Origin of the sequence: Peribacillus frigoritolerans (assembly GCF_040250305.1) — a bacterium.
Classification (GTDB): Bacteria; Bacillota; Bacilli; order Bacillales; family DSM-1321; genus Peribacillus.
The window spans coordinates 3,156,798-3,170,680 of record NZ_CP158190.1; the positions used below are offsets into that span (position 1 = coordinate 3,156,798).

General features: G+C 33.1%; 13 protein-coding genes. 5 read left to right on the plus strand and 8 right to left on the minus strand.

Annotation, left to right across the window (positions count from 1 at the left end):
• Positions 1-475 precede the first annotated feature (475 nt).
• The 3 genes from ABOA58_RS15460 (at position 476) to ABOA58_RS15470 (ending at position 2,561) form a co-directional block, all read left to right on the plus strand.
• Positions 476-1,015: an RNA polymerase sigma factor gene (locus ABOA58_RS15460; protein WP_350299091.1), complete on the plus strand. Its 540-nt coding sequence runs from the start codon at positions 476-478 to the stop codon at positions 1,013-1,015.
• The gene (spoIIP, locus tag ABOA58_RS15465) at positions 1,005-1,937 is read left to right on the plus strand and encodes a stage II sporulation protein P (RefSeq protein WP_350299092.1); all 933 of its coding nucleotides are present in this window, start codon (positions 1,005-1,007) and stop codon (positions 1,935-1,937) included. Before ABOA58_RS15460 ends, spoIIP begins: the two co-directional genes overlap by 11 nt.
• A 273-nt stretch (positions 1,938-2,210) precedes the next feature.
• On the plus strand, positions 2,211-2,561 hold the full coding sequence (locus ABOA58_RS15470) for a hypothetical protein (RefSeq protein WP_350299093.1): 351 nt from the start codon (positions 2,211-2,213) through the stop codon (positions 2,559-2,561).
• Between the two features lie 299 nt (positions 2,562-2,860).
• Here the strand turns inward: ABOA58_RS15470 and ABOA58_RS15475 are convergent, their stop codons facing one another.
• The 3 genes from ABOA58_RS15475 to ABOA58_RS15485 form a co-directional block, all read right to left on the minus strand.
• Positions 2,861-3,448, minus strand: a complete 588-nt coding sequence (locus ABOA58_RS15475) for a hypothetical protein (RefSeq protein ID WP_350299094.1) — start codon at positions 3,446-3,448, stop codon at positions 2,861-2,863.
• A gap of 38 nt (positions 3,449-3,486) precedes the next feature.
• On the minus strand, positions 3,487-4,515 hold the full coding sequence (locus ABOA58_RS15480) for an IS1595 family transposase (RefSeq protein ID WP_350299095.1): 1,029 nt from the start codon (positions 4,513-4,515) through the stop codon (positions 3,487-3,489).
• A gap of 309 nt (positions 4,516-4,824) precedes the next feature.
• Positions 4,825-6,564 carry a M3 family oligoendopeptidase gene (locus tag ABOA58_RS15485; protein ID WP_350299096.1) on the minus strand — a complete coding sequence of 580 codons (1,740 nt, stop codon included), beginning with the start codon at positions 6,562-6,564 and terminating at the stop codon, positions 4,825-4,827.
• Between the two features lie 286 nt (positions 6,565-6,850).
• Here ABOA58_RS15485 and ABOA58_RS15490 point away from each other — a divergent pair, with 286 nt between their 5' ends.
• Positions 6,851-7,132, plus strand: a complete 282-nt coding sequence (locus tag ABOA58_RS15490; protein ID WP_350299097.1) for a hypothetical protein — start codon at positions 6,851-6,853, stop codon at positions 7,130-7,132.
• Between the two features lie 560 nt (positions 7,133-7,692).
• On the opposite strand, the gene ABOA58_RS15495 is transcribed toward ABOA58_RS15490, so the two are convergent.
• Entirely contained in the window at positions 7,693-7,860 is a 168-nt protein-coding gene (locus ABOA58_RS15495) for a hypothetical protein (protein ID WP_350299098.1), read from the minus strand.
• Between the two features lie 331 nt (positions 7,861-8,191).
• A complete protein-coding gene (locus ABOA58_RS15500) occupies positions 8,192-8,521 on the minus strand; it encodes a hypothetical protein (protein WP_350299099.1) in 330 nt (109 codons plus the stop codon).
• 423 nt (positions 8,522-8,944) lie between these two features.
• Between ABOA58_RS15500 and ABOA58_RS15505 the strand changes: the two genes are divergently transcribed.
• A complete protein-coding gene (locus ABOA58_RS15505) occupies positions 8,945-9,877 on the plus strand; it encodes an ornithine cyclodeaminase family protein (RefSeq protein ID WP_350299100.1) in 933 nt (310 codons plus the stop codon).
• Positions 9,878-10,211: 334 nt separating this feature from the next.
• On the opposite strand, the gene ABOA58_RS15510 is transcribed toward ABOA58_RS15505, so the two are convergent.
• The 3 genes from ABOA58_RS15510 to ABOA58_RS15520 form a co-directional block, all read right to left on the minus strand.
• Positions 10,212-10,361 carry a hypothetical protein gene (locus ABOA58_RS15510; protein ID WP_350299101.1) on the minus strand — a complete coding sequence of 50 codons (150 nt, stop codon included), beginning with the start codon at positions 10,359-10,361 and terminating at the stop codon, positions 10,212-10,214.
• Between the two features lie 1,278 nt (positions 10,362-11,639).
• Positions 11,640-12,251 carry a hypothetical protein gene (locus ABOA58_RS15515; protein ID WP_350299102.1) on the minus strand — a complete coding sequence of 204 codons (612 nt, stop codon included), beginning with the start codon at positions 12,249-12,251 and terminating at the stop codon, positions 11,640-11,642.
• Positions 12,244-13,881, minus strand: a complete 1,638-nt coding sequence (locus ABOA58_RS15520; protein ID WP_350299103.1) for a hypothetical protein — start codon at positions 13,879-13,881, stop codon at positions 12,244-12,246. The genes ABOA58_RS15515 and ABOA58_RS15520 overlap by 8 nt, the downstream gene beginning before the upstream one ends.
• Positions 13,882-13,883: the final 2 nt, after the last annotated feature.

The window sequence follows — 13,883 nt, forward strand, 5'->3', positions numbered from 1 at the left end:
GTGGTGTTTTATTTCGTTTCCTTTATTTATGTTTGTTTAAAAGCAAAAGTTATTGTGTCACAGTTCAGATAAACTATGTTTTTTAAACTAACCCGCCCCTTCAGTTAAGCAAAAAAATCAACAACACCCTTTAACAGAGCCTTATCTTTTTTAAAGGCTATGTTAAAAGTAAAGGTTGATTTATATAGCAGACAAGATATAAACTCAAAAGATGATGGTTAGATATGGAAACTTTGGTTAAATTGATGTGATAACGTGAAGTTTTCAACTTAATCTAACGGAGAGATTAATTCATTAAAGTTATGGAATGGTTAGTTACTAGTAAATTTATTCCCCCGAAATAATTCAACGCTATGCAATTATTTACAATTAATTCTAAATTATTTTAAATTAATATCTTTTTTTATTTTAAAATATTGTAACCTTTTGGATTCTTATTCGATTAATAATTGAACACAAAAAAGGAGGGGTATTTTTGCTTGATAAAGATAATTTAGACGAGAGTATCGAGATAATCTATAACAAGTATTATCGAGATGTTTATAAGTTCTTGATTTGTTTTACTGGGAACCAAAACGATGCTGAAGATTTAACCCAAGATGTTTTTATACGGTTACTACAATCTCAATCTAAATTTAACAAGCAATGTACATTAAAAACGTGGATTCTTTCCATAGCCAAACACGCTGCAATTGACTACCACAGAAAAAAAAGATTTTCTGCTGTATTTAAAGATAGCTTTTTTAAACAACTTGTTTCAAATAGGAAAATTCCTGATGAGATTCTACAAGATAATGAACGTACTAAAGTATTGCAACAGGCTATACAGTCATTAAAACCTTCGTATCGAAGTATTGTCATTCTAAGGGGAATAAATGAATTTTCGATTAAGGAAACCGCAACAATATTGCAATGTAACGAAGCAAAAGTCAAAGTCGATTACCATAGAGCCTTAAAAGTATTAAGAAAGAAACTTAATCTTTCAATAGAGGAGGTTTTTGAGAATGCAAAATGATAATGAAATTTTTGAAGAGATTAAACGCTCTACGAATTTAAATCCAAGAACAGAGTTTGTGAATGATACAAGACACTTATTAGTTAAAAAGGCTAACCATATAAGGAAAGTAAGTAAAATTAAGAAGCTTTCTTATTATTGGTCTGTAGTTATTGCAACAGTGGCTATGATTGCTTGGACTTCCCTTTTTGGAGGAAATCAGTACATTGTAAAATCTTATCATACTGTAATGTCTGCCATTCCTAAAAATAATGAGGAAAGCATGACTGCTTCAACTAAAAATCCTTCTGTATTTATTTACCACACCCATACCACGGAATCCTTTACGCCGTTACTTAATAATAAAAATCCAGATAAAGCATTAGATAAGAAAAAAAATATTACGATGGTAGGTGCAGAACTAACTAGTGAATTAAAGAAAAAAAATATTAATGTATTGCACAGCACCACGGATTTTGACAAAATAGTTCGTGACCGTGATTTAGATTACTCAAACATATACGATATGTCAGGGAAAGAAGTACAAACTGTTCTTGATAAAAATAAGAATTTAAAATTAATTATAGATATTCACAGAGATACTCAACTAAAAGATGCTACAACCGTTAGAATAGATGGAAAAGATGTAGCCAGTGTGTCATTTGTTGTCTCGGAAAACAGCCCTAATTTTAAAGAAAACCGAAAAATCGCAAATCTCTTTCATCAAAAATTAGAAAAGAAGTATCCTGGACTTTCTAGGGGAGTTTTACTGAAAGTATCACAAACAAGAAATCCTTATAAACAAAAATTTTATAATCAAGACTTATTTGCGAACTCACTCCTCCTTCAAATTGGAGGGGTAGAAAATACAATTGAAGAAGAAAATAGGAGCGTTGAATTATTAGCAGAAGTTATAGATGAAATACTAATTGAAATTGAGTAATATAAATTAAGCATACCCTACCTCATAAATCACAAAATTATCTCATTTACAACTCACTTTAAGTCTTATAGAACTAATAAGTGCTTTACTTCATTAAGGAGTGAAGCCTTTTTCTTATTCAACTAACGGGGCAGGTTAGTTGAAGGACTATTTTTTAGTATAGTGTAGTTAAACAAGGAGGAGAAATCAAAATGACTTATGTAAATTATCTAGGCTGTAATCAAAAATTGCCTATCGGTGATAAATTTGAAACTGAAGAATTAGGCTTGATTGATGAAACTTTTTTCAGTTCCTGCTGAAGGTATGGAGAATATAAGAAAACATATCTCTTCTAAATATATATACCAAGTTGATACTAATGGCGGGGGAGCTATTTTATTCGATGGATATTTAAAGGAGACATCACCACATAATTATCGAAAAACAATTAAGGATATGGAAGCACTATGTGCGTTTTTAAGGAAACACCTTGTAAGTGGAGACGTTTGTGAGATGTATACTTGTTTGGATGGTGAAGAATTGGAAGAAAGAGATATAGAATTAGATAAAACCATAACATTTAATAATTGTGATATGAACGATGTTGAAGTAAATGATAGACAACTTTTAGTAATAAAGATTTAGTTCTTAAACAAACTTGTGCGTTAGCTGAAGTTCGGAGCTGTCTTTAAGGCAGCTTTTTTATGGAACTAACGGGTCAGCATTTCTGTATTAACTGAAACACTAAAAAGTTTGTGAGGAAATCTACTTAAACTAACGGGTGCATTAGTTCAGTAAGAAACACAAAAATGAACAATCTTTCTTATTTAATGGTTCTGTTATATGTTAATGTTGAAATTTGAATATTAAATAGGGGAAACCCCTTTTATCAGGCTTGCCCCTATTATTGTTAAACTACGGGTGCGATTGTTTAACAAGATAACTTAATCTTCTTTCACAACTTTTAACTTTTCAGGAAGAACAGCAATCAATTCATCCATATTTTTCAATTGGTTTGTTACCAAATAGGTAGAGGGGATATCGTATTCCAATTTACAAAAAGTTGTAGATTCATTCATATTCAACTTTACACCGTCCTCTTGGTCAAACCTTTCACCAAATGTTACATTATTCTGATTTGAAATTATAAAGAGATGATATGGAATAAGGGATTTAAAAATAATTTCAGATAGTTGATTATTATCTTTAACCTCGACACTAAAAATCAATATATCGAAATGGATTTCTCCATATTCGGTCATTCTATATGCTGTTTTTTGAGGGACGAACTTATGTGTATAAATTACCCCAAGTTTATCTAACTGGTCTCTCATTCCATCAACATCCCAGTCATACCATTCAAAGGTAATAAACAACGGGAATTGATTTAAGCTTGAGAAAAATAGGATAAAGAATTCCTCACTCCCAATGTCTTCTGCATCAATTTCGTATACTGTCTTAGGTGAAGGATTTACCAAAAAGTCGTGTTCTTGATTAAAAGAATACACTTGTTCTCTAATATATATTTCCACTTTACCACTCCAAATGTACTTCGTTAGTCGAATATGGACTACAAATTGAATTTTGACAAGCGTAAACTATCATAAATATCTGTTATTTCAAATACAAATGATTTTAATAAAAATTCTTTGATATTATGTCTCGTACTTTCGTTACTACGACTATCAATAAACAAGAACCAAGCGAGGTAATTATCGAGGTATTTGGTAGCCACACCTTTAAATCGGTCTATCCATTGTTTCATACGAGAATGGAGACCATTGACATTTTGAATGTGATATAAGCCTTTGAGAACGTACTTACCATCAGTGGATTTAATTCTATAATGTTCTAATCCTTTTTCTTTCGCATACGTTTTATAGGCTCTCCAAGCATCTGTTACAAGTACGTTGTCAGCGGTTAACTTAGAACCAATCATTTTATCTACTTTATCTTTCACAACTCGCCCCATACAAGCAACTTTAGAAACAGTTGCTTTGGTACGGTCTCTGGCAACAAGAACGCAAACTTGCTCGTGGCTGATACCTCTATGTTTAGATTTTCCGCCACGCTTTCGAGGTTTTCGGTCTGTAATGCCTCGTTTTCCTTTTTCAGAGTATAGGAAATAGGTCTCGTCAATTTCAACGATACCTTCAAAATGTTCAAAATCCATTTGTTTGAGAGCGTTCAGCAACTTGTGTCTCCAATAGAAAAGTGTAACCCAAGTAACCCCTACAATTTCAGCCGATTTTCGTAGGGAATAACCTTTAAACATACATTCAACAAATGTAATCCACTCGTCTCCTTTTCGGGTGCGATATAAAACAGTGTTAGTCGTATCAGTAAAGGTTTTACTACAACATTTACAACGATAACGTTGGCGACCATTATATTTTCCGAACCGAACAACGTGTCCAGATGCACAATGAGGGCATTCAAACCCTTCTTTGAAACGAGTTTCTCTCATTTCGTTGATTAGACGACCACCGACAGAGGAAGAAGGCTGAACATAGCGTTTTACCCATTGATATACTTGTTCTTTTTTCGTATGTGGTAATTTATCAATGTGCTTTAATAAATTGCTAAACGCTTTGCTCATTTTTCGTTACCTCTAGAATATTTGTTCTTATATCCATAATACTAAGAATTCGGGTAAGTATCAAATAATCAACATTTTGCTTTAACAGAGCCTATTTAATAAAAATCCAATTAAATAGAAACGGCATGTTTTGATTAATCTTTCTTCAAAACATACCGTTTCTATTTATCATTTATCAAGGTTTGTTGTATTAATTTGAACAAACTTTGTTATAAAGCTACATATATAGAACAAACACAAACATAATTCTAAATAAGTTCAGACCCTATATACATAAAAATTATATTCTAAACGTTATTTAGTAGATAGCTATTTATCAAGTAGTTTTGTTACTGGCTTATTATTTTCTCTTTGTCTAAAAGTATTATCATCAATCTTATTTAGATAATCATCAACTACACCAACGAACGATTCGACAGAACCATCTTCAAATGGAGAAATAAGATTTGCTATTTTCACCAATTGTAAGAACGATTTACTTCCACCTTGCTCACAAATTTTTAGATAATCATTCCATGCTTCTTCATGGTTCCCAATCATTTTTTCCCAAAATTGAAATGCACAAATTCGAGCTAAAGCATAATCAATATAATAGAATGGGTGATTATAAATATGCCCTTGACGTTGCCAAAAGCCACCATTATTTAAATACTCATTGTCGCCATATTGGAGATGTGGTAAGTATTTCTTTTCAATCTCCCTCCAAATTGTATGTCGCTCATTTGGTGTTAATTCTGGTTGCTCGTACACACAATGTTGAAATTCATCAACTGCTACACCATAAGGTAAAAATAATAACGCACCACTTAAATGAGAAAAATAATATTTCTCCTTATCTTCTTTGAAAAATTTTTCCATCCATGGATATGTGAAAAATTCCATACTCATCGAAAAAATTTCAGCAGCTTCAAATGTAGGTCCAGCGTATTCTGGAATGTCAAAATGACGACTTTTATACTTTTGAAATGCATGACCTGCCTCATGTGTTAGAACTTTAATATCGTGTGATACGCCACTAAAGTTTGAAAAAATAAACGGAGCTTGATGACTTGAAATATACGAACAATAACCACCACTCGCCTTTCCCTTTTTAGCGGTTACGTCCATCAGGTCATTTTCTACCATATAGCGAAAAAAATCATTTGTATCTGGAGAAAGTTCTTGGTACATACGGATACCATTTTCTATAATCCAGTTTGCATCTCCCTTAGGACTGGCATTACCACTTGGAAACTCAAATCCTTCATCATAGAACATCAATGTATCTACATTAATACGTTCACGTTGACGTTCTTTTAACTTAGAAGCAATTGGTACAATAAACTGTTTAATTTGTTTACGAAAATTCTCTACCATACTTTTATCGTAATCAGTACGATTCATTCTCGCATATCCTAACTCAACAAAACTCGGAAACCCAAGTTTTTTCGCAACAGTTGTTCGTACTTTAACAAGCTTATCAAAAATATCGTCAAGTTCTTGTTTGTTATTTTCAAAAAAACTTGTATGCATTTTGACAGCTTCTTTTCTTACTTCTCTCTCGCTATGACCTATAAATGGTTGTAATTGTGCTAGTGTATATTCTTTTCCTAGAAATGGAATTTTCGCTGAGGATATAAGTTGTACATATTGGGAGGTTAAATGATTCTCTTGTTGGAGGTCTTTGATAACATCATCACTATATGTTTTCAATTTTAGCTCTGCAAGTTTAAAAAGCTGGGTACCATATTGTTTCTCTAATTCACTTCGAAATGGTGAAGTCAATAAAGCTTTATAAAAATCCGTTTCATATCCTTTGATGATTGGGAGAAAATCATGAAAAAAATTCAGTTCATTTCTATAAAACTCATTTGTCGTGTCAATTGAATGTCGAATGGAACAAATGCATCCCATTGACATTACCCCATTACGAATTTGATTAATTTCATTTATCATTTTCTCTTGTTCCTGTACAGTTGAGGAGAGTTTGAATTCTTTAATCATTAAATGAAAGTTTTTCTCTACTTCTTCTCTATTTGGGCGTACGTACTTGAAATCTGAAAATGCCATTAACATTCCTCCTTCTAAATAATATTTTTTTAAAAATTTCCTTTTATTAGTAAAATCATATCAATAAAGCATTTAAAGGTAAAGGTAAAGGTAAAGGTAAAGTTTAATAGAGAATATTTAATTTGAGGTGGTGCTTGTTGTTTGACTAACCGGTGCGGCGGTAGTTTAAGATTGGAGCTATCTATGCATCTTTTTCTTTATGCAACTATTGGGGCAGGTTCCAAGAAGGTTTTTACCAATATTTGTAGAAGGTTCTTTGTTATAAACAATTTTAGGAGGGGTTAACTTGAACAAAAACAAAGTAGGATGGTTATTTTTAGGGCTAGCAGGGTGCTTAGGCTTATTTTTTATTATGATGGCAGGGGAAGGTTACGGTTTATCTACTAGTAGCATAGACGGGAATATGCAGTTGAATTTTTTAGGGATAAAAATTGCTGACGGTATTACAACAACCGCAAAATGGAACCAGTATGGAACATATTTTAATCTATGGAGTTTAGTACCGTTAACATTAACTATTTTCTGTTATCGTAAATTTTTAAAACTTGTCCCAACTATTTCAAACTAATATTTATGATTAGCTGTCTTTTAGGACGGCTTTTTTTATTTATTGTTAAGATTGTGAACGAGCGTACTTAAACTAACGGGTGCGTAGTTCAACAAAAAGACCGATTATTTCGGTCTTTTTGTTTGCTTGTTATTCAGCCGTGAATGTAAATGTTTCTTTTAAAGGTCTGCCTTCGCTACTTTTAGAGTCCAAACAATTTCTCCTTCCAATTCCGTTGCTTTTTCAGCCAAAACGAAAATGCTAAATTTATAAGGATACCATGGAGAATACCGAGATTTCCACTTGTATAGTGCAAGAGTAATGGAAATAAGAAGAATTGGAGAAGAAGAGTTCCATTTTACAATAAAATTGGAAGTGGAAACAGAAAAAAACCTTACGATATAGGGCTTGAGACTATAACTCTTGAGATAACCCCGTTCACCACTGTTTTAACAGGATTTTCACACAAAACCATTCAAGATAAAAAAACTTAATGACCTAACGGTTGCTTTACTTCAATAAGGAAGGTTGCTGAGGCAGCCTTCCTTATTAAAGTAAAGCACCTGTTAGAAGCTAAATTGTTATTTTTGATTTTTTAATTTCCAAACCTCTTCTTCGAGATTACCTATTCTTTGTTGAAGTGCTTTCTTCGGTTCTGAAATCCTTCGAGCTAATATAACGATGAAACCTGTAATAGTAATAATTCCTCCAGCAAAAGCAATAATAAATAACAATGTAACATCAAACATAAAAACAACTCCTAATTTATCTAGGGATTTCAGATTGAAATAAATCGTCTCAGTATGCCACTAGAATAATAATAATAATTGTAGTAACAATAACAAGCATCTTTTTACTGTGATTTCCAACTTCTTTCTTTTCCTCTATTTCCTCTCTGTATTTCATTTGTACTTTTTTCTTTTTATCATCTAATTACATTGCAAGTAGACCCCTTAATGAAAATAACTTAAGTTTATTTTACCATAAAAAACCATATTCACTCTTCAACTAACCTGCCCTGATAGTTTTATAAAGAAAAAGGCTGCCGCAGCAACCCCTGTTAATGAACTAACGTACGCGTTAGTTGAAGTAGTGTGTTATGAATTTATTGTCATTTTTCTTTATAAAATAGAAACCTGGCCCATTTTTTTGTAAAAAAAGTCCTTGTTGAGCTGAACTATTTTCTACCATATTTTGCTCCTCTGCTGTTATAACTGTGGTAACATCTACTACTTCATTTACCCTACCTTCTCTACGGTCTTGTTCCTCTCTGGTAACAAGTTTATATGTATCTGTTTGTTTTGAGGAAACTTCTGCAAATGCTTCTGTCTTTTTCAAGTCTTTCGCGAAACCGATTGATACTGCTAAAACTACTGCAAAACCAAGGGTTAAAACTAATTTCCCTTTCATATAAAAACCTCCCAATAATTTCTAACTGTTCCAATAACATATTTTACCACATCTAAAACTATGTTACTTTTAATTTATTTCTTCAACTAAACTGCCCCTTTAGTGCCATAAAGAAAAGGATTACCTCAGCAATCCCCTTGTAAACTCAATAATAAGTTACTTAAATAGAGAAGAATTAATTGTGAGCAGTATTTCTTCTATACCAATCCTCTAAGTGAAGCGCCATTTTCTTATTCAACTAACAGGCCAGGATAGTTGAAGAGTGCTGTTTAATCTTTTTTCAAAAATTGGGCTAGATTTTTGTGTAAAGGAAAGGTTGATTTATGTTAAACTTAAAGGAAGGTAGGATTAGTTAATATAGTTAAAAATTGTAAATAACAGAGTTTTAGTCTAGGTTTCTAATGAAAGGTTGGTATATAAGACATGGCATATCAAGTTCTAACAGATTCTGACGTTTTGAGATTGACTAAAATGAAACCCATCATTGAGGCAATTGAGCGCGTTTTTTGTGAACAAGCAAACGCAACCCTTGTTTCACCACCTCGCTTTCAATTGGAGACGGAGGATGGAAACTTAGTTTTCACTGCCGGCGCCGCAACGGAGACTGAAAAAGTTATAGGCTTTCGAGTTTACGATACCTATTCAAACGAGCATTCGGGTCACGAACAATTGGTATCTGTGTTTGATTCCGTGACAGGTGTATTCAAAGGCGTTATTATTGGCAATTTACTTGGTGCCCTTCGCACGGGCGCAATCGGGGGAGCTGCCATTAATGCTATGTCTCGTTCAGATGCTAAACAGCTAGCGATAATTGGAACAGGTATTCAAGCTCGTACTCAGTTAGAAGCAGCTATAGCTATTCGTGATATTAAACGGGTTCTGGTTTACAGTCGCAATGATATAAATCGAAAAAAGTTTGCCGAAGAAATGTCTGAAAAACTTGATATGGATGTAATTCCTATGGATTCACCCAAAAAGTGTGTGGAGAAGGCAGATATCATCATCTGTGCTACAAATAGTCTTTCACCAGTGATTGATGCGGATTGGTTAAAACCGGGTGTACATATCAATACGGTTGGACCAAAATCGATGAAAGGACATGAGTTACCCATAGAAGTAGCTGGTAAAAGCTCCGTAATTACTACGGATTCCCTTGAACAGTTATGTGCCTATTCAACACCTCACTTCTTAGCCAATACTCCTTATGAACAGAATATTGTACAGCTTTCGGACATTATAACTGGAAAAACACCGGGCAGAACTTCAATCAATGATGTTACATTGTTTTGTTCCGTGGGACTTTCTGGCACTGAAGTAGTTGTTGCGCATGAAATTATGAAAATGGCTGAAAAGTAAGCGTGGATTTGAAATGTCACAAACCTATATAGGTTTAATGAATCTTTCATAATGGGCGTGTTTCTTTAATAAGAATCGCTTTTCTTAATGAACTAACGGGAGCTATACTTCAATAAGGGAGCTGCTTCGGCAGCTCTTTTTCTATGGCACTAACGGTGCAGGTTAGTTCATATATAAGCAATTTAATATAATTAGAAAGTCAATTTTTCTACGACTTTTGTGACAGTATTTCTAATGTGCTATGAAAATGAGGTTTACCGTGTGTAATTTCCAAAGAGTATGACTGAGACAAACTTATCGTTTTATAATCCACAAAAGAAGGAAGAAACGCGCTTTATTTTGCTAAACAGGGATTTGCCGTTGAGGGTATTGATATTTCGGAAACAGCAATAAAACGGTGTTTGGAAGATAAGGTACTATTAGGATTTAATCCCCATAAACTATCAACATTTTTATATTCTTTCTCCCATATATTTTGTTTCATTTTTGTCACCCTGCATTCCCAAGTAATTTCAAAAAAAACATCACATGTATTTTACCACAAATTCCATATTAACCCTCTTCAACTAACCTGCCCCTTTTGTTGCATAAGAAAATGGCGCTGTTTCCAGCCCCAAGTAAAGAGCCTGTTAGCTCAATAAAAAAGCTTTTTCATTTGAATTTGTTTCAAGATACAATCTCCACATCATAAATTTCAACCTCTCCAAGACTTAGTAAATGTGGTATGTACTGAAAAATACCAATTCTGTTACCCTTTTCAATTTCAATTTTGTAATATTCTACTGAAGCTGAGGGTATCTCTTTAAGTTCCTTATATGTCTCTATATTCAATAGCTTAATTTCATCTTCTTCAATATCTTCAGATGGACCTTTGTATTTCTCTTTTGTGTAGAGATATATAGCATTCGTATTATTTGTTAGTCTTTCAATTGGGATTTTTAAAAATTGTAGTTCTTTTTTGCAATAAAGTAAAGTATTGTATATAAAGTTTTTGGGTGGTGATACTGTTGACTAAAGATGAAATAATAGAAATTCTAATTGATACAGGAAACAAAGGAAATCGTTCATAAGCGAACATTTGTTAAGCCCCCCCTTATTTCGCCTATAAGCGTCCAATGTTATATATCCATTAATATCTTCGCAAGGGGACTTTAAAAAAGGCTATGTTAAATAAAATTGTTGATTTTTGACCAAAATTAAGGGAACTTCCTTGTTTAGAAGTTCCCTTGCTTCTTCCAATAAACCTCCTCTTAACGAAAAGCCGCCAGAAATGGCAGCTATAACCTACCCCGTTACTTAAAGTAAATTTCTTCAAAATATTGCTTATCTCCATATAATAAAAAGGGACCATCAAAAGATGGTCACTATTAATCAGATAGAAATAGTGCGAATAGTGGCTGTTTAATATTTACTCATATTTAAAAGCATTAAATCACACCGCCAGTAATTGACTTGAGTTACGGTTGTATACTTACCAAATTGCCATCTGGTTTTCCACTCTATGCATAGCTGCCTCTTGCCCATTAAAAAGCTTCCCTTTTTAAAGAAACCTCTTTATTATCATCATTATCAAATAATAAGTTGATTTTCTCACCTCTTATTAATTCTTCTTTCTTGACGAAATGGCTAATAAATGAACATAAGGAATCTTGGGTAATACGATGGAAATCAAAGCCGATGCCGATTCCCTAGGCGAAGTAAAAGTGGAACACGACTTGGGGATATGTTTTGAACAGCAATCAGCAGAGATGGAATATTTCGCTTATTCTCCAAACAGTGCAGGGAAATTATTTATAAAATCAGTTGATAAAGCCTTCTTTTGATTGCTTTTTTCTTTTAAGTCCAAAACATTATTAAGGTTTTGCTCAAGCCTATTGGTCGGGCTAATGGATTGGACAGAAACTTCTTGTAATTTTTTCTTATAAAATTCCACATCACTTTTGGCAATTTTAATTTCTTGCTCTAAATCGGAAATCTGCTTTTTTAGCTTTGCCACTTGTTCTTTCTGTTCATGATAAGCCTTTGCGTCTTCGTAGAACTTTTGAATGGTTTCTTCATACATTTGAAATGATGCAATCATTTCTCCTTTATTATTCCAATGAGTATCCACAATTTCTGATATATTTGGGAAAGGAACGTATTGTTTATGTCCTTTCCCACCCAAATTTGTTTGGAAGGAACTTTTTAATTGTTCAATTTTTTCTCCCATTCTTCTTCTCCATATTTGACGACCAATGCCAGTTTGCTTTTCAAGCTGGCTGGGGTTTAACTTGGTTAATGGGTTTTGTTTCAAAAACTGCTGTAAAATCTCTTCTAACTTTTTATCTGAAATCGTTTCAGGTGCTCCGACTTTTTTATCTTCTTTTTTACTCATTAAACTCATCCTCCAAAAAGCTGTCCACAATGGATTTTTTAATCATTATAGAAGAAATATCCCTAGAAAGCGTTTTGAGTTCTTCGTCTCCGACATTAAACCATTCAAGATTTGAGAAATCATACTCCATCCCTTTTGAAGCTGCTCTCATAAGTGCAATCTTTTCTCTAATCATTTTTCCAAGTGCACGGGAATAATCTTCGAACCACTTAATACACTCTGGGTCTTTAAGTTCTTCTTTCGATAGATAAAAATATTCTCCTCCACACTGACGACATTCCCCGCCATAGGGGCATCCATTACTTTCAAGGTCATATGTACAAGCACCATATGGGTCTAGCTTGTGAAAATGTTCAAAGTCATCTTCAGCTTTAATTCTGCTTTTAATTACTAAGGGATGGCTTTCATCAATATGCTCTTTTGGATTTGAATCTTGCTTTTTAAATCTTCTCAATTGCGTTAAGCTATAAACATATGAATCAGCAAACTCATCCATATGGTTTTGATAGTGCATTTGCGAATTAATTCTTCTATGTCCACCCAATCTAGCGATTGTCAATTCATTAATACCTTGCAACTTTAAATTCATAAAAGCATAGTGCCTTGTATCCATTGGTTTTATTCTTTCTATATTGTGTATATTACCATATTTCATAACCACAATATTATCGTAAAACCGCTTCAAAAGAGCGTACAATCTACTCTTATGCCAATAATCAGAGTAATCCTTGTTCTTTTCATTCGCTGCTATATAAGCTTTGGTTGAGAGCAATTGTTCAGAATCACCGTATTTGTCCGTTAAATGAATATAGTCTGAAATGAGGTCATAAATTGTTCTATTTATCGGAACCTTATCTTCAATTGGTAAATCTCGTTTATGAATGGCCTTTTGCTTTTCTCTCGGCAGCCGAATGAAAAACTTACCATCCTTTCTTTTTACCAGACAATCCCTAACAATATCGATAAACTCTTGAGTTCTCAGTGGGATAATATTTGTTAATCTCCACCATAAGATAATTGGGTAATAAAGCAGTTTTTCTTTTTCTGTCCATTCACTTTGAAAATCATCAATCGTTCTACCAAACAATAATAAATCTTCATATTTAACAAGCTTTCTTACCTTTGGGTCTTCAGGCTGAAATACACTCATTGACGATTTAATCTCATCCAATAAGGGATGGTTGATAAAGGTGGTAAATCCAATTATTGCCTTTGCCATATTGTATGGTTTTGTAGAATCCGAAACTTCATCTTCCAAGAAAGAAAGATATTTTTCATTAAAGCCATTTGAAGCAATTATTGCTTTTTTAATATCATCTACGTCGCTACGTACTCTAATTGGGTTAATACTTGTTCTTTTTATCATTGCATATGTTTTTAATGCTGCTTTTAATTCTTTGAACATATCAATATCAAATTTTAATCTAGTTGCATTGGACTTCTTCAAATCCTTCTTAAAATTCCAAATAGGTGAAGAATACTCGCAATCCACAATCCAGCCTTTATTTTTATATTCTTCAAAATATTCTTTCGCTTCTTGTTCAATGGATGGATTAAACTCACTTTCAACAATGGTATAAATCTTAGTTTTATTATTTTTGATTAATGTTTTTTTTACACTTAATGCCATAA